Annotated in this window: 12 protein-coding genes; 6 read left to right on the plus strand and 6 right to left on the minus strand. The window is 47.9% G+C overall.

Features of this window, described 5'->3' with window-relative positions; translation table 11 throughout:
* Positions 1-75: 75 nt before the first annotated feature.
* Both thiD and QT998_RS05125 read right to left on the minus strand, forming a co-directional pair.
* Positions 76-894: a bifunctional hydroxymethylpyrimidine kinase/phosphomethylpyrimidine kinase gene (thiD, locus tag QT998_RS05120; RefSeq protein ID WP_333115654.1), complete on the minus strand. Its 819-nt coding sequence runs from the start codon at positions 892-894 to the stop codon at positions 76-78.
* Positions 895-953: 59 nt separating this feature from the next.
* Positions 954-1,865 (minus strand): hypothetical protein, encoded by a 912-nt coding sequence (locus tag QT998_RS05125; RefSeq protein WP_333115657.1) that lies wholly within the window; start codon positions 1,863-1,865, stop codon positions 954-956.
* A 230-nt stretch (positions 1,866-2,095) separates the two neighbouring features.
* On the opposite strand from QT998_RS05125, the gene QT998_RS05130 reads away from it, so the two are divergent.
* Entirely contained in the window at positions 2,096-2,875 is a 780-nt protein-coding gene (locus tag QT998_RS05130) for an MBL fold metallo-hydrolase (RefSeq protein WP_333115659.1), read from the plus strand.
* Positions 2,876-2,978: 103 nt separating this feature from the next.
* Here QT998_RS05130 and ftsZ read toward each other — a convergent pair whose 3' ends face one another.
* Positions 2,979-4,250: a cell division protein FtsZ gene (ftsZ, locus tag QT998_RS05135; RefSeq protein WP_194008792.1), complete on the minus strand. Its 1,272-nt coding sequence runs from the start codon at positions 4,248-4,250 to the stop codon at positions 2,979-2,981.
* A 378-nt stretch (positions 4,251-4,628) separates the two neighbouring features.
* Positions 4,629-5,537, minus strand: a complete 909-nt coding sequence (locus tag QT998_RS05140) for a cell division protein FtsQ/DivIB (protein WP_333091058.1) — start codon at positions 5,535-5,537, stop codon at positions 4,629-4,631.
* Positions 5,538-5,875: 338 nt separating this feature from the next.
* Here QT998_RS05140 and QT998_RS05145 point away from each other — a divergent pair, with 338 nt between their 5' ends.
* From QT998_RS05145 to QT998_RS05165, 5 genes are all read left to right on the plus strand, one after another.
* Positions 5,876-7,207: a P-loop NTPase fold protein gene (locus tag QT998_RS05145; RefSeq protein WP_194008789.1), complete on the plus strand. Its 1,332-nt coding sequence runs from the start codon at positions 5,876-5,878 to the stop codon at positions 7,205-7,207.
* A 914-nt stretch (positions 7,208-8,121) separates the two neighbouring features.
* Positions 8,122-13,602, plus strand: coding sequence for an nSTAND1 domain-containing NTPase (locus QT998_RS05150; protein WP_333115663.1), 5,481 nt, complete (start codon positions 8,122-8,124; stop codon positions 13,600-13,602).
* A 280-nt stretch (positions 13,603-13,882) separates the two neighbouring features.
* Complete coding sequence (locus QT998_RS05155) at positions 13,883-14,686, plus strand: TPM domain-containing protein (RefSeq protein ID WP_333091061.1); 804 nt, start codon at positions 13,883-13,885, stop codon at positions 14,684-14,686.
* 1 nt (position 14,687) lies between these two features.
* Complete coding sequence (locus QT998_RS05160) at positions 14,688-14,846, plus strand: hypothetical protein (protein ID WP_333091063.1); 159 nt, start codon at positions 14,688-14,690, stop codon at positions 14,844-14,846.
* A 40-nt stretch (positions 14,847-14,886) separates the two neighbouring features.
* Positions 14,887-15,510, plus strand: a complete 624-nt coding sequence (locus QT998_RS05165; RefSeq protein WP_194071137.1) for a precorrin-8X methylmutase — start codon at positions 14,887-14,889, stop codon at positions 15,508-15,510.
* 190 nt (positions 15,511-15,700) lie between these two features.
* Here the strand turns inward: QT998_RS05165 and QT998_RS05170 are convergent, their stop codons facing one another.
* Positions 15,701-16,255, minus strand: a complete 555-nt coding sequence (locus tag QT998_RS05170) for a hypothetical protein (protein ID WP_194071136.1) — start codon at positions 16,253-16,255, stop codon at positions 15,701-15,703.
* Between the two features lie 225 nt (positions 16,256-16,480).
* Positions 16,481-17,188, minus strand: coding sequence for a phosphate ABC transporter permease (locus QT998_RS05175; RefSeq protein ID WP_194071134.1), 708 nt, complete (start codon positions 17,186-17,188; stop codon positions 16,481-16,483).
* Between the last annotated feature and the right edge of the window lie 68 nt (positions 17,189-17,256).

Genomic DNA, 17,256 nt, shown 5'->3' on the forward strand with positions numbered 1-17,256 from the left:
GCGAAGGCGCTAAGGGCGCGTTCGGCGAAGCCGTTCCCGTAGGGTAGGAAGAAAGAGAAGGTAAGAGTTCACAATTTACTTCAGTAAAAGTGGGAAAAAATGACCCACGGGCCCCTGGCCTTGTCCAATATCTAAAGCATATTTCAGAGCATTAGTAACATAATCTTTTGCTAATGTTACTGAGGTAAATAAATCTTTACCTAATGCTAAGTTAGCGCAGATCGCAGCACTCAAGGTGCAACCAGTCCCGTGAGTATTTCCAGTCTCAACATTCTCAGTTTTCAACACTTCTAACTTCATACCGTCAAACCAAACGTCAATCCCGCGCAAATCTCCAGCCATCCCGCCGCCTTTGACTAAAACAGCTTTTGCGCCTTTGCGATAAATCTCTTGCGCCGCCGCTTTCATATCATCTAAAGAAACAATCTGTAAACCGCTCAAAATCTGGGCTTCAAACCGATTCGGAGTCACCACAGCCGCCAAAGGAATCAAATTATCCCGCAAAAATGCGATCGCCCCATCGTCAATGAGTCGATCGCCCGATCGAGAAACCATCACCGGATCGACAACCAAATTCCCCATCTTCAAACTCTCCACCTGCTCCGCCACCACCGCCATAATCTCCCGATTCAGCAGCATCCCAGTCTTCACAGCATCCACCCCAATATCCCCAACCACCGCCTCAATTTGAGCCGCCACAGCCTCCGCAGCCATCGCATCCACCCGCATCACCCCCAAAGTATTTTGAGCCGTCACGCAAGTCAGAGCACTCGTACCGTGGACGCAGTGAAACGCAAAAGTCCGCAAATCCGCCTGAATCCCGGCACCGCCGCCGCTGTCTGAACCGGCGATCGTCATTGCAACTGGTATTTTTGATTTCTTGATTGCCGGCATAATTATCTCAAAAATTAACAACCCATAGAAATCTTAAATCAGATTTTATTGTTACGGTTTTATTCAATTACCGCTTCAGTCAATCCCAGAATTTTTTGTGCTTGTTCAGTTATCCCAAATAGGCGATCGCCATGACAAAAAATTTCCCAAGCACGAATTCCCATAAAACCAATACCAGCAACTGCCAACGGCACCGCAGCAGCGCCTAAAACTCCTGCAATGGGAGGAAATATCATGCAAAGCGCTAACAAAATTCCCGTAATTGCACCGCCAGCAATACCAGCTTTAGCAGTATCTGCAGCCACTTGTTCGATTAATTGGGACTGAGTAATTTTGCCTTCAACACACAGCAGCGAGTTTTCTAAGATCGAAAATACTAATTCAATTACTGCTGCTGCGATCGCCCCTTTTGCTACTGCCCCAACGATTTCGGCAACCGCCGCCTTAAAAGCAGCAGCCTCTAAAACTTGCTTAGCGGTTGCTAATTCTTCCGCCGTCATGTCTTTACCACCGCGAGCGCGATTCACCCAAAAATATTCAAAAATCCCGTTAGCAGCTTCGTTTCCCCCTCCATTAACGCGGGCTTGAATGTGACTCCAATCTTTATCTAGACAAAAGTCGCGAATTGCTTCCGGGCCTCTGGCGCGAATTTGGGCGGGGATGGATTCAAATACTTTTGCGGTTTCTAGAACATTTCGCATTCCGTCACGCATACCAGCCCTAGCAAATTTGAATTGCAGATTTTTTGGCAAGTTTTCAAAACGGATGTTGTGCGAGACTTTGAAAGCTTCTTGAGCGGCGATCGTCCCAGCACTAACAATTGAACTTGGTGCTGATTGTACCCAAGCCGTTACTGCAGTTGCACTTTCTTGAACTTTACCTGATATTTCGTTATCTAAATTTTGGATATCGGCAACAGTTTGTTGTACTTTGAGCGTTATAAATTCGAGCGGATTCAGGTTGATTTCCATTTCGATCCAGCTTACTAAGTCCTAATTTTTAATATAACATTCCTCTAAGCCTGAGTCTCGTGGCATATAAACCCTCGAATTAATCATCTTTGCAACCGCAGATAGACGCAAATCAACGCAGATCGATTTCCTACTCTTATCATATCCGCGTTCATCAGCGCTCATCCGCCCCCATCTGCGGTTGCAAAATTAGCTATTATTAAAACCAGTGTAAAGAATTATTGCAAACTATGAAACTCACCCGCATCGACCTCAACTCCTGGATTTTCCACATCGCCGGCCAAACCATCCTCGTCGATCCGTGGCTAATCGATCCTCTGGTATTTTACGGTCAACCCTGGCTGTTCACCGCCTACCACAACACTCCCGTCGCCTTCACGCCCGACACCTTACCGCCGATCGACCTTATCCTCATTTCCCAAGGCTTAGACGACCACTGTCACAGACCAACACTCGAAAAGCTCGATCGCACCATTCCCGCCATCGCCTCCCCCACCGCCGCCAAAGTCCTCAGCAGTTTGGGATACACCCATATCACATCTTTAGCCAATTGGCAAGAGTTTAAATTTAAAGAATTATTACAAATAATCGCCGTACCCGGAGCCGAAATCCAGCCCGGACAAGAAGAAAACGGCTATTTGTTAAAAGATTTAAACAGCGGCGAGACACTTTATTACGAACCGCACTTACCGCCCTTAGAAAAAGTCAAACAGAAAATAGACACGGTAGACGTAGCCATCGCCCCCGTCATCGGTCAAATCTTCCCATTCCTCGGACAAGTCATCATCGGCCCCAAAGAAGCCCTCAAACTCGCCGAAACTCTCAAACCGAAGTTTTTCTTACCGACAACTGCAGGAGATATCCGAGCCACCGGTATTTTACCAATGTTAGTGCGATCGATCGGCAGCATCCCCGAATTTCGCGATTTACTTGCAAAATCCGAACTCTCCACCCAACTCCTCGAACCAGAACCCGGACAAACCTTGGAGATTTTGGATTTGAGATTTTAGATTTTAGATTGATGTTCGATTGGAGATTTGAGATTTTTTAGATTGGAGATTGGAGATTCAATCCAAAATCCAAAATCCAAAATCTCAAATCTCAAATCTCAAATTATTTGGGTGGGCGACGGTTACGCAAAAACTCAGGAATATCTAATCCCAAATCTTGCGGTTTAATTTTCGTATCCTGCGTCTGTTGAGCAGGAGTCACAGGCACTGTTGCAGCCCGCCAAGGAGCATTCACATTTTGAGTGCGCCCCGGAACGGGAGGAGGCGGAACTTCTCCCGAAAAACCAGTAGCGATCACAGTAATCTTAATTTCTCCCTGAAGCCGCTCGTCAATCACCGCTCCAAAAATAATATTCGCATTCGGATCGACCACTTCGTAAATCGTCTCAGCCGCTGCATTCACCTCATGCAGAGTCATGTCAGTACCGCCAGTGATGTTAAACACCACACCTCTAGCGCCCTCAATAGACGAAGCTTCCAGCAGCGGCGAAGAAATAGCCTGCATCGCAGCCTCCCTAGCCCGCGACTTGCCCGAACCCACCCCGATGCCCATCAACGCCGAACCCGCATCTGCCATTACAGCCCGCACGTCAGCAAAGTCAACGTTCACCAAACCGGGAATCGTAATAATGTCAGAAATACCCTGAACCCCTTGGCGCAGGATATCGTCAGCAACTCGAAAAGCTTCTTGCACCGGCATTTGTTCCGAAATCACCGATAGCAGCTTGTCGTTAGGAATCACGATCAATGTATCCACCCGGGTTTGCAAAGCTGCAATCCCTTCCTCGGCTTGGCTGGTGCGCCGCCGTCCCTCAAACGTAAAAGGCCGCGTAACTATGCCCACAGTCAACGCGCCCATTTCCTTGGCTACTTCAGCGACAATCGGAGCCGCACCCGTGCCCGTACCGCCGCCCATGCCGGCTGTGATAAACACCAAATCCGCGTGATTCAAAGCATTAGCAACTTCGTCGCGAGATTCTTCTGCTGCCTTTTGTCCGATCGCCGGATTTCCTCCAGCACCCAAGCCGCGCGTCAACTTTTGTCCGACTTGCAAGCGTTTGGGAGCATTTGACAGCACCAGAGCTTGGGAATCGGTATTCACGCACCAAAACTCGACCCCAGAAATCTCGCTAGCAATCATCCGGTTAACGGCGTTGCCACCACCCCCGCCAACACCAATTACTTTGATTCTCGCGGCACTGCTGGGCATTATGTCTTTGGGATTCACCATAGGATCGATATCAATACTATCTACATTTACATAACCAGACTTGCGTCTAAACGGATTGGCGGAATCGAGAGCCACCGGAAAATTTTTTACTTCTTCCGAAGGGGGACTGTCTTGGTCAGACCCCTGTCTATTATTAAGCTTCATTAGAGTCGGGGATAGTAGATTACAGCTTTTTAACTTAACTAAACGCCAATTCACATCAACTATAGGCTAAAGTTGCCGAAAAACTAACACAGTTCGAGGCTGAATGTTAGCAATCTCGGATTTTGCGGAGTGTCGATCGCCCGTACCTCGCCCCTGCCCAATTCCGGCGCTCGTGCCTTCGGCATTTGTAGGGCTTTGCAGACGAACAAAAAATCGATACTAGCCGGAGACGCTTCTTGAGGGGAAAAAAATCCTGATTTTTTTTTCCTAAAGGGGCCGAATCAAACAATTGTCCCTATGTCAAGCCCTGCGTATCTATCCAGAGCGGTAAAAATTCTGCCGGATGACAGATAGTTTCTACCTTCTGTTGACAGAAAATCAATTCTGACCGCGAGTTGGTGGGGGACTTGCACTCTCCAAACTAGGGGGGGGTTCTGGCAAGTGGACGATCGGCGCTGCTGGATTTTTTAAGTCAATGTAGGCTATTTTGCTCGAATCTAGCTGTTTTGGCAATTGTCGCATTCGGTCTAAAACTTTCAGTTGAGTGCCTGTCAAGGAGGAACTGTACGGCCCTAAGTGTACGGTACCGATCTCGGTTTTCAAGATCAAGTTGCTGGGGTCTTGCCAATCTATCTCAAAAACTTTCACCGTCAAGCCGCTTAGTCCTTGGTAAAACTTCGGCCAAGAGGCGCGGTACTTTTCCAAAGGCCCGATGACTTTTAAAGTTGGCAAAGAATGCTGGGGCTGCCGGACTCGATCGCTGCCCGGTTCGATCGAACTATTGTGCGATCGCGCCGCTGCAGTATAGCTCTCCAACGGCATCCACCCCCCGCGAGCGTCCAGCCATCCCACTTTTTCCTTGTCGCTTTTGGATCTCAACATCGCCGTCGGCTGCGCCACCGCCACCGGCAGCCTTTCTGCCACTTCCACAGTCAAAGAAGGTGGAAACAAGTTACGAGTCACCTTTGCTTTGGCTATAGGGCCTGTTAACTCCATTTTTTCGGCCAGCGCCTGCGGTTGAATCCCCCACAACGACTGCGGGTAAGAAAGCGGCACCAAAGAGCGCACCGCCTTGTCTGAGAGCCACTGATTGCCCTCCACATTCACTTGTTCCGATCGGGCAATTAACCAAGTTGGCTGCGCCATCCACCACAACAAAAATGAGGCCATTGAGCTCGCAGCCAGGGTTTGCCACACCAAAGCCACCGCTCGATCGCGACGGAGACGCCGCAACTCTTGGCGCCTGCGCCCTAACTCTGTTTGAGAAACCGCTCCAAAACTAGCCATCTACCTCTTGACAATTTAGTAATTAAGGATTAGCACAAATTCAAAACTGTTTAATCTCGCGCACTGCAGACCCTTTCTCCCCTACCATTTAATCAGATCCCCGCAAAATTACCCAGAAGAAGTGCCAATCTCCGTAAAATCACTGATCTACCTAGGTAATTAAAACAGCTTAATTAAAAATTCCAAATTCCCGCGCCGCCCGGTTGATTAGCAGATAGAGGTTGTTTGGGTATTTAGGGCATTACCCCACAGGGCAAAAGGTGACAAATCAAACTAAACTCAAGGCAAGAAAGTTTAGACTTTCGATAAACTTTTATCACTTTTAGTCGGCTTCAATTGTGATCGCACTCGAATTAGACAGATTTTATAAAGCCTGCAACCCGAGCAAGACCCTCGTCGCGGGAGACCCTGGAGACTATCAATACTACATTGATTTTGGTTCCGTGCGCGGTGGCAAAATCATTGAATCTTTACAGCGAACAATTACCCGGATCTCCCCCGACGAGCCAACCTGTCAGCTATTTACAGGACATATCGGCTGCGGCAAATCTACCGAATTGTTTCGACTCAAAGCTGAACTCGAACAAGAGGGTTTTTGCGTTGTCTACTTCGAGTCTTCCCAAGACTTAGACATGGGGGATGTAGATATCAGCGATATTTTGCTGAGCATTGCGCGCCAAGTCAGCGAAACTATGGAAGCGGCCAAAATCAAACTCAGACCGAGCTATTTTTCTAATTTGTTTGCAGAAGTGGCAGAATTTTTGCAGACTCCGATCGATTTGTCAGCAGAAGCCGAGTTATCTGTAGGCATTGCTAGAGTTACTGCTAAAACTAAAGACTCTCCCAAACTGCGATCGCAACTCAGACAATATCTCGAACCCCGCACCAACAGCATCTTGCAGTCGATCAACGAAGAACTCCTCGACAGAGCAAATGCCGAACTCAAACACAAAGGCAAAAAAGGACTCGCAGTCATCGTTGACAACCTCGATCGCCTCGACCCCTCCCTCAAACCCAGCGGGCGCAGCCAGCCAGAATACCTCTTTTTAGACCGTGGCGAACAGTTGAAAAAACTCAATTGCCACGTCGTCTACACGATTCCCCTGACTTTGATTTTTTCCAACGACTTCGGCCGCCTCGCCAGTCGATTTGGAGTCAAACCCAAGGTAATGCCGATGGTACCGGTGCTCCGGCGATCGGGCGACGACCACAAGGAAGGAATGGCACTGCTGCGACAGTTAGTCTTAGCTAGAGCTTTCCCCACCGTCGATCCCGCTCAACGCATCGATTTAATTTCTAAAGTCTTTGATTGTCCCGAAACTTTAGACCGGCTCTGCAGGATTAGCGGCGGTCACGTTCGCAATCTACTGATGCTTTTGTATAGCTGTTTGCAGCACGAAGACCCCCCCTTCTCTCGCGAATGTCTTGAAGGCGTCATTCAAGAATATCGCGACGATCTTCTCGGAGCTATTAATGACACAGAATGGGAATTACTGTTTCAAGTTGTCAACCGACAAAGTGTAACCGGCGAAGAAGAATCTCAAATCTTGTTGCGAAGTATGTTTGTCTTTGAATACCGCGATTTAGAAGGTCGATGGTTTGGCATCAATCCAGCTTTAGCAGAAACCAGAAAATATCAAGAATGGCAGGAGCGCGATCGCCAAAAATAGTTGGGATTTTGGAGATTGCTTCCCAAATCTCCAAGCCCTCCCCCGCGAGGGATATATCAAGTTTTTAACTTCTCATTCACCGTTAAAAACTCCCAACTTTTGCAATCGAATAAAGCATCCAGTCAGCGGTTTTTGCCACTGGCTAATTTTTGTTGATTGCTGGGTGCGCGTCGCGACTTTGACGATACAAAAAAAAATTACCGCCACCAAGGACTTTCTCCAATCTCTACTCTCATATCTGCAAGGCCAGACCCCTATATAGCCTCTCTCAAAAAGGTGAGGTTGAGATTTTAGATACTTCGGCTTCGCTCACTACAAGTTTTAGATTGAGGGATTGAGGGATTGAGGGATTGAGGGATTGATACCTCATCGAGAGTGAGAAGTGCCATATAGCGGTTATCACTCCTATAGCCCTATGCCCTATGCCCTATGCCCTATGCCCTATGCCCTATCCCGGATAGTACCTCATAACAGAGCACAGAAAGGCTATATCTATTTTTACCTGTTGCTCTTAGTCCCAACTAATCCCATCGCGGACTACAATTGTTATAGCTTTTATTTCTGAATTCGTGCTACACATTGAGTAGGGTTGTTTGCTAATAGCTGATTGCCGGTCTTGCTCATAAATTGAGGGTGGATATTTACGGTATATAGTAGTTTATCTGTAGCCGAGAAAAATCAAATTAAGCTAACTTGAATTTTTACTGTCAAGTTTCGCATTCTCGGAGATACAGAGGTATGATGTGTTTAGATTCAACATAAAGAATGTGTAAATTTTCATAAAAGCAGTACGACAAACTACGTATTACTACATATATAAGGCGCCAGACAGGAACGAGCATCTCTAAGTAGATACGGTTTCAGTCACGATCGGCGATCGTTAGGTAATTGATTTCTGCAACAGGGGTGCACGCATGACCGATCTGCTTAAACTACAACAAACTGCCAGCTACAACGAGCGATCGCTCAAAACTCTGGTACGATCCATCGCCATGTCTCAGCAGCAATTTTCGCTAATTTTGGTGCGCTGCAACTACGAACAGTTGCGGCAGCGCTGGGCGCAGCGGCTGCGAGAAATGTCCCCAGTTCCAATTCAAGATATTGTCCTGCCAGCATCCGTCAAAACCCTCTACACTAATCTGGTGGCCAACACGTTACCGAGCGGGTCTTCGGCTGTTGGTTCCGCCTCGGCATTGATGGTATTCGGTTTAGAAACAGTCGTGGCGATCGACGAACTGATGGCCTCTACCAATCAAGTGCGAGACGAATTTCGCAAAAACTTTACCTGTCCAGTGATCCTGTGGGTAACAGATGACATTGTGACCAAAATGATTCGTCTCGCCCCGGATTTCAAAAGTTGGGCCGCCGCCACAATTAAATTTGAATTGGCCGTTGATGAATTAATTCATTTCCTGACTGCGCGAGCCGATACGATATTTAAAGTAGGCGAACTCGATCGAGAATTGGGCAGCAGCACCGCCAGCACCCTCGCTACTTTTGCCAGCGACGAAACCGACTGGGAACAACGCGCACGGGTGGAGAGCAAAATCAGCCCCGGAGAACGCTTTTTCAGCTTTACCTCTCAACCCCAAAACACGCGAAAATCAGAGGTTCACTCCTATTCGCCCTTGAGTCCCGGCAATACCCTCGATTTGGCGATCGGCTCTTTGTCGCGCCGAGAACTAGAATTAGCTTTAAGAGACTTACAAAATCGCGGTCAAGAACTAGAACCAGCCCTCAAAGCCAGCCTGCAATTCGTTCTCGGTCGAGATTACTATGTCAGCGACAAAACCGAAACAGCGTTGATTCACTACCAAGAAAGCTTAATATTTTGGCAGCAGCAAACCGGCAACTGGGAACTCGCTAACTGGGAACATTCCGAAAACCGACAAACCCTCCCCTCATCCTTATTGAATCCTGTCCCCAACATCTTATTTTTAGAGAGAGAAGGGATAGTGCTGTTTCACATAGCTTTGTGTCACCGCCTGCAAGCAGCCAGAAATCCGGTAGCCAACCGCCACCACTGGGAACAAGCTTGGATTAGCCTGGAACAATCTAGAAACGCTTTTTCTCTGGCTTCGCGCCCCGAATTAGTCGCTGAGGTGACAGCACACCTCGGACAAGTGCTGCAGCGCTTGAAAGCTTGGGGAGAGTTGCAAGCATTAGCTGAAAATTCTTTGCAGTTGCACTTCACCTACGGTACTCCCAGCCAACTAGCTCAAGATTACGGCTTTTTGGCGGAAGTTGCGCTGCAACAGTCGAGGTGGAGTCAAGCCCGCCAGCTAGCCGAATTGGCTTTGGCGATTTTGGATCAAACCCCTAACGATTTGAGATTGTTGATAGAAGATTTGAGATTGGGGTTTGAGGGAAATTACCCAGAATTTGTAGGTACTAGCGAGTCTAGTAACGAGCCCAAATCTAAAATCCAACATCCCAAATCCGATCGCAGTTCGTATCTTTTACTGTTGGCCCAAAGTTTGCGGCAGCTAGGCCAGTGGGAAGCGGCGGTGCATTCTTTGGAGTTGGCTCAAACTCAAAGCGAGCCGAAGTACGACCCCCGCCTTTATATTGATATTTTGACCGAACTGCAAGCGGTTTATTTCCAGCAGGGAGAGTATCTCAAAGCTTTTCGGATTAAGAAAAACCAGCGATCGATCGAATATCAATACGGATTTAGAGCTTTTATCGGAGCCAGCCAATTGCAGCAGCAGCGACAAGCCGTCAATCCTTCGAGCCCCTCAGCTCAAAATCAAGCGGCGATTGCAGCTTCCATGACAGCTTACTCCCGCCAAAAAGATATCAATAACTTGCTAGAAAGAATTAGCAGGGACGACCATAAATTAACTATTATTCACGGGCCCAGCGGCGTCGGAAAAAGTTCTCTAGTCAACGCCGGCTTAGTACCGGCTTTGAAAAATATTACTCCGGGCGCGCGCGATACCTTGCCCGTAGTAGTCAAAGTTTACAGCGACTGGCTGATGGAATTAGAAAAGGCTTTGAACTGCGCTCTGTACGACAAACAAGCCGAAGAAGAAAGGAAATTAATCGCCAAAGGGGTACAGGAAATCGACCAAAAAAGTTGCTCGGTTGTCTCAGATCGCCCATCGGAAAACTCATCTTTCATTATAGAGCAGTTGCGCGAAAATGCGGAAAATAATTTGTTGACCGTGCTGATTTTCGATCAATTTGAAGAATTTTTCTTTGTTTCGACTTCCGTGGCACAAAGGCAACTTTTTTATAACTTTTTGCGATTGTTTTTAAATCTGCCTTATGTCAAGATAATTTTGTGTCTGCGCGAAGATTATTTGCACTATTTGCTGGATTGCGATCGCTTCCCAGACCTCGACGCTATTAACAATAATATCCTCGACAAAGGTATTCGCTACCAACTGCGAAGTTTTTCGATGAAAGACGCGCGAGCCGTGATCGGACACTTAACAGAACGGGCAGAATATTATTTAGAGCCGTCACTGATCGATGCCTTTGTTAAAGATTTAGCAGACGAACTGCAAGAAGTGCGACCGATCGAATTGCAGGTAGTAGGAGCGCAACTGCAAGAAGAAGGGATTACAAGTCTAGCACAATACCAGCAATTGGGCGACAATCCCAAGGCAGAATTAGTCAAGCGATCGCTCGAAGGAGTCATCTCAGACTGCGGCCTGGTGAACGAAGATGCAGCTTGGAAAATCTTGTTTTCCCTGACAGATGAAAGAGGCGTGCGTTTGATTAAAACCAAACACGAACTATCGTTAGTGACAGGCCAGCAGCCCGCAGCAGACGAAGAAAATGAATTGTTGGCCGGCAGTACGAGCCGAATTCCCTTACAACTAAAATTCGCCGAAAAACCCAAAAACACACAAAATAAAACCGACAATCTCGAATTAATTTTAGACATTTTAGTCGGTCACGGTTTACTATTTCTGCTGCGGGAAGCGCCAGAAGACCGCTATCAATTGGTACACGACTATTTAGTGCGGCCGATCCGCCAAAGATTCGGCTTAGAAGCCAGACTGTACAAAGCAGAAGCCGACAAAAAGATGAGTCAAGCACAGCTCTACAGAGCTAATACTTTTCTGAAACAACTGCTGGGAGTAGCAGCGATCGGCGTACTGCTGCTGACGAGTTCCACCATCGCCGCTGTAAACTTTTGGTGGCGCGCCGTCGGTCAAAAACAGGTAGCTGTCGCTCAAACTCAGCGAGCCGAAATCAGTACCCTGACAGCAGCTTCTGAAGCCCTTTATTTTTCAAACAACAAATTTGACGCGATGATGGAAAGCTTGAGAGCGGGTAAAAAGTGGAGACAGATCGAACACTCCCAAGAAATACACGCGCTCAAGGACACCGAAATTCTGATTGCTGCTGCCCTCCAACAGGCCGTTTACGGTGTCAAAGAACTTAACCGCTTGGAGGGACACGGCGATGTAGTTTGGGGTCTGAGTTTCAGTCCAGACGGTCAAACAATAGCTTCGGCGAGCGTAGATAAAACTGTCAAACTTTGGAAAAATGACGGCACTTTGCTGGCAACTTTCAAGGGTCACACTAACAGCGTCGCCAGTGTCGTTTTCAGTCCAGACAGTAAAACGATCGCCTCAGCAAGTTTAGATAAAACTGTCAAACTTTGGAAAACTGACGGCACTTTGCTGGCAACTTTTATAGGTCACACTGATAGCGTTACTAGCGTTGCTTTTAGCCCCGACGGGGAGACGATCGCCAGTGCATCAAGAGACAAAACAGTTAAACTGTGGAAAACTGACGGTACGCTGCTGCGGACGATCGAACAAATAGCTCCGGTAAATTGGCTCAGCTTCAGTCGGGACGGGAAAATAGTAGCTGTGGCGAGCGATGACGGTACTGTTAAACTGTGGAGTTCTGACGGCAGGTTAATCGCGACTCTGTGGCACAGCGAAAACAGAAAACCTTCAAAAGTTTACACCGTCAGTTTCTCCCCCGACGGTAAATTGTTGGCCAGTGGCGGTGAAGACACAACGGTAAAAATCTGGAACATCGCTGCACTAACACTCCCAGGAACCAAAAAAAAATCAACACAGGCTAGCGGCGAACTGCTAGCAACTTTGCGGGGACACAGCAAGTGGGTATTTGGGGTTAGTTTTTCCCCCGACGGACAAACACTGGCTTCTGGAAGTGCAGACGCAACTGTCAAACTTTGGAATCTGGCTAATGTGGGTGACAAACGTCTCGCGGATGCTAGCAATATTAAACCGGAAAGCCGCTTGCTGAGAACTTTTGAGGGACACGCCGATCGAGTTACTCAGGTGAGTTTTAGCCCAGACGGCAAAACCCTGGCTTCGGCAAGTTTTGACAAAACAGTCAGGCTGTGGCGGATCGATGACGTGCCGCTAAAAACCCTCGACGGACACCAAAACCGGGTGCAAAGCGTGACTTTCAGCCCCGACGGCCAAAGGCTGGCTTCGGCTTCTACGGACAAAACTATCAAAATTTGGAGCCGCACGGGGGTTTTGCTGGAAACCTTGGAGGGACACACTCAGAAAATCTCCAGCGTCAGTTTCAGTCCCGACGGACAGCTACTAGCTTCTGGGAGTTACGACAAAACGGTGAAAGTCTGGAGTCTTAAAGGTGATGGCGTCAGTAATAGTATTGTCCCTTGTCCTTCTGCTCCGCTATTCCCCTGTTCGCCTTCTGTGCTGTTCACTCTTGACGGGCACAGCGACAGTGTGATGAGTGTGAGTTTTAGCCCCGACAGCGAGATTGTTGCTTCGGCGAGCAAGGACAAGACTGTGAAACTCTGGACGAGAAACGGCCGGTTGATTAAGACTTTGACTGGACACAAAGGTTGGGTGACTGGGGTGGCTTTCAGTCCCGACGGAGAGATGCTGGCTTCGGCGAGCGATGACGGTACTGTCAAACTCTGGAATCGGGACGGCGGTTTACTGAGGACTTTTGAAGGGGCTCACAACAGTTTTGTCTTGGGGGTTGCTTTTAGCCCTGATGGCAAAATGCTGGCTTCGGCTGGTTATGACAATTCGGTGAAGCTGTGGAAGGTGGACGGGACTTTGGTGGCGACGCTGCTGAAGGGTTCTAGCGATAGCGTGACTAGCGTGAGTTTTAGCCCGGACGGTTTGTTGGTTGCTTCGGGCAGTTACGATCGCAAGGTGAAGTTGTGGAGCCGCAGCGGGACTTTGCTGAAAACTTTGACGGGCCACAGGGATAGTGTGATGAGCGTGAGTTTTAGCCCGGATGGGAAGGTTCTGGCTTCTGCGGGGCGGGACAATCGGGTGATTTTGTGGAATTTGGATCTTGATGATTTGCTGGTGAGGGGCTGCGATTGGGTTGGTGATTATCTCAGAACTAATCCTAATGTGAGCTCGCGCGATCGGCGTTTGTGCGAGGGGGTGGTGGCAAAATCTCAGTTTTAATCTGAAGGAAGAAGGAAGAGGGAAGTTCGGCAACGGATTCGCTCCACGGATGTAACGGATGTAACAGATTTCAGTCCGATGGAAAAGGGCTATAAGGGCTTCGCTCAGGGTGAAAAGAGGGAAGAGGAAAGAAGAAAGAGGGATTCCACACTTTCTTCCCCCAACTCTTCCCCTTGCTCTCGCCTTCCTGTAAAGTAAATAATTGTAAAGAAATATTAGTTTTCTCTTATCCCTTGGTTAAGACCGCCAGCTACCATTGATACCTGAATTAGAAATTCCTATGTCACAGCTTTTCCCCCGCAAATTTCTAGCCTCTGCTGCTGCCTTTTTCCTGGCTTTGTCCCTGTGGACGATCGCACCTGTGGCCCACGCTTTCAACAATCCCGATTTGTTGCCAGAAATTCAGACACCAATCATTGACCTAGCTAAAGCCCTTACGGATATTGAAGAAGAGGATTTGGCAAAAAATTTAAATGAATTTGAGACGGAAACCGGCTGGAAGCTGCGAGTGCTGACTCAGTACGATCGCACGCCCGGTTTAGCCGTCAAAAGTTATTGGGGCTTGGATAGCAAAAGCGTGCTGCTAGTTGCTGACCCCCGAGGTGGCAATTTGCTCAATTTTAATGTGGGCGACTCACTGTATCCGCTGCTGCCGCGCAGTTTTTGGGTAGAACTGCAAACTCGCTACGGCAATCAGTTTTTTGTCCGGGAGAATGGCGAAGATCGATCGATCATTGAATCTTTAGAGTCGATACAAGGCTGTTTGCGTCAGGGCGGGTGTCGTGTGGTTCCCGGTTTGCCGAGGGAACAGTGGGTTCTGACATTAATTTCATCGGTGCTCGGCGGGGTGATCTGCGGGTTTGCCGCTCAGCCCCGGAAACCCGGACAGCTTGTGGCTTGGCAGTGGGCGCTGATTTTTTCGCCGCTGTGGGGGATTCTGTTTTTGGCTTTCGGAATTGGGCCTGTGGTGACTCGGACTTCTGACTGGTTGCCTTTGACTCGAAATGTGGCCGGTTTTGCGATCGGGGCTTTGGTAGCATTCTTAACTCCGGTTTTGGGCAAGTCTCCTTCTGAGGAAAATTAGTTTGGCAGTTGGCAGTTGGCAGTCGGCAGTCGGCAGTTGGCAGTTGGCAGTTGGCAGTTGGCAGTCGGCAGTCGGTAGGGGCGGTGGATGGTGCGTGCCCGCCCTCTTAGTCAACAGTCAACTGACAACAGTCAACTATCAACTGACAAAAAGCTGGTAAGCTGATACTTGATAATTCACAGGCGACAGCTATCCAACAAATGGAATGGCACGTAAGCGATGCCCAGAGTCTGGGATTAATCGATAGCGAAATTGGCGACCACGGTTTTTCAGCGGCGGAGTACGAAATAGTCCGGCGCGTGATCTATGCGACTGCTGATTTTGAGTACAAGTCTTTAATTAGTTTTTCCGATCAGGCTTTGCAAGCCGGGGCGGCTGCTTTGGCTGCTCGAACTACGATCGTAGTAGATGTGCCGATGGTTCAGGTGGGCATTACGCCACAAATTCAAAGTACCTTTGCTAATCCGGTTTATTGTTCGATGGAGGCTTTGACGCGCCCTCAAAAGGAAAAGACGCGGGCGGCTTGGGGGATTGAAACTTTGGCTAAACGCTATCCTGAAGGGATTTTTGTCGTCGGCCAGGCTCAAACTGCTTTGTCGGCCCTCGTCGATTTGATTGAGGCTGAGGAAATTCGACCGGCTTTGGTGATTGGGACTCCTTCAGGGTTTGTGGGGGTTGATGTGGCTAAGTCGCGGCTGCACGATTCGATGGTTCCTCACATTCGGATTGAGGGGCGCAAGGGTTCGGCGGTGGTGGCTGTGGCGATTATGAACGGGTTGGTGGATTTGGCTTGGCAAGCCTACGGTCAAGAGGGGAACAGTTGAGAGTTGACAATTAACTAATTCTCAGTGTCAAGCCCTTGTCATTATCCCAAAATCTGCCTAGAAATTGATCGATATTCAGTTTTTTTTCACAGGACTTGCGCCATGAGACAGGGGTTTTCAACCCCTGACTGGTTTCTTCGATATTGATGCCTAATTGCTATTAGATTTATTACCTCCAAGGCAGTCGCAGCTAGATTTTTCCTGGTAGATTCTTCAATTTTGCGCCCAACAAAATCACCAACCCTACACCAATTCCCGCACCGAAACTGATTAACAATACCATCACAAAAGGCGGAATTTCTGTATTGCTTAATGGTATGTAAAATTTGCGATCGGGCGGGTCTTGTTTTATCAAATAAGGCGCGCCGCTAGCCACTACGCCCACAACTCCTAAACCAAAACCTACTATTTGAATTGTTGCTTCTAATTTTGCGTCGCGATAGGCTTCTTCTATAGCCACTACGCCTCTAATTGCTTCCATCGTCTTGTCTAGCAAGCCGGTGCCGTGTTTGAAATAGCCTAAGTCAAATTTGATTTGTTCGCTGAACTGCGGGCAAGTTTCTTTGCTGAATAATTCGAGCAAGCTCAAATCGGCATCACTATTATTATAATTTTTTTGAGCCTTGATGTCAAGACTTATTCGATCTAATTTTTTTTGGTAATTTTGGGCGTTAATGGCGATCGTATTTTGCCGATTTTCCAGATCGATCGGCAATCGAGTATACTCTACAGCGCGCGGTGGCATCTCAATTGTCTGACTTTCCAGATACTCTAATTCCTTGGGCTTTAAACCCGCAATCTAGCATCAGCTATCAGCGAGAGAGACTACAGGTTTTCGGAGTAAAAACCCGGTTTCTGGGTGAGTGGCTGGGGTTGAAGAAACCGCGTTTTTATGGATGTTTAGGGTTGGTGGTGAATGTTTGGGAGAAAAACCCGGTTTCTGGGTGGCTGGGGTTGGGGAATTTGTTGTTTAATAATCGGCGGTTCGTCTTTTGACTTCTCTGTTTTGATTGTTGGTATCCCGCCCTTTTTTTCTACCTTTTTTAATTTGCTGGCTCATTTCTACAAACAAATCTCTGCGTAAATAAGGATAGTCGCTTACCCACACGTCGCGGCTGGGTATGTAAATGTCGGAAACTTTGGCAATTGTACCCAAGTCTTCTATATCTGACATGATTAACATTAATGCTGCTTGGCCGGGAACAATTCCCTGATGTTCCTTGCGTAAGGGAGCTCGCAGTGTGGTAGTAAATCCGGTTTTGTCGCCAATTTCTAAGTTGATTCGGGGTTCTAGGTTGTCGATTATTACGAGTTGTCCTTTTTGATTGACTGTTTCTTCTTGACTTGTGATTTCATCTGTGATATAAATATCCAAAATTCGTCCTTGCCAAAAACCACAATATTTATGTTTGCGGCATTGTGCATTCCGCAAACTTGCCCACAAAATCGGGCCCCACAGCCAGTACAAACCTGCGATCAATCCGGTAATTAAAACTAGGGGCCCGACATCGGAACCGACGAAGCTATAGATGACTAGCACCAAAATTACGCTGACTGCTGAGATTAACATTCGCCTGAGAAAGTCGGGGGGTTTTCCCCACATATATTTGTATTGCACTCCGGTGGCGACGGCGGGAATTAGTTCTTGAAATGTTTCGCGGGTTAAGGGAATTAGCATAGGAAGAAGGAAGAAGGAAGAAGGAAGAAGGAAGAGGGAAGAAGGAAGAAGGAAGAGGGAAGAAGGAA

The sequence above is a fragment of the Microcoleus sp. S1D4 genome (assembly GCF_036700765.1).
Classification (GTDB): domain Bacteria; phylum Cyanobacteriota; class Cyanobacteriia; order Cyanobacteriales; family Microcoleaceae; genus Microcoleus.

Coding starts and splice junctions, on each gene's coding strand:
- QT998_RS05130 (WP_333115659.1), top strand. CDS start 2,096: ATGAAACTCACCCGCATCGACCTCAACTCCTGGATTTTCCACATCGCC.
- QT998_RS05140 (WP_333091058.1), bottom strand. CDS start 5,537: ATGGCTAGTTTTGGAGCGGTTTCTCAAACAGAGTTAGGGCGCAGGCGC.
- QT998_RS05175 (WP_194071134.1), bottom strand. CDS start 17,188: ATGCTAATTCCCTTAACCCGCGAAACATTTCAAGAACTAATTCCCGCC.
- QT998_RS05150 (WP_333115663.1), top strand. CDS start 8,122: ATGACCGATCTGCTTAAACTACAACAAACTGCCAGCTACAACGAGCGA.
- QT998_RS05155 (WP_333091061.1), top strand. CDS start 13,883: ATGTCACAGCTTTTCCCCCGCAAATTTCTAGCCTCTGCTGCTGCCTTT.
- QT998_RS05170 (WP_194071136.1), bottom strand. CDS start 16,255: ATGCCACCGCGCGCTGTAGAGTATACTCGATTGCCGATCGATCTGGAA.
- ftsZ (WP_194008792.1), bottom strand. CDS start 4,250: ATGAAGCTTAATAATAGACAGGGGTCTGACCAAGACAGTCCCCCTTCG.
- thiD (WP_333115654.1), bottom strand. CDS start 894: ATGCCGGCAATCAAGAAATCAAAAATACCAGTTGCAATGACGATCGCC.
- QT998_RS05125 (WP_333115657.1), bottom strand. CDS start 1,865: ATGGAAATCAACCTGAATCCGCTCGAATTTATAACGCTCAAAGTACAA.
- QT998_RS05165 (WP_194071137.1), top strand. CDS start 14,887: ATGGAATGGCACGTAAGCGATGCCCAGAGTCTGGGATTAATCGATAGC.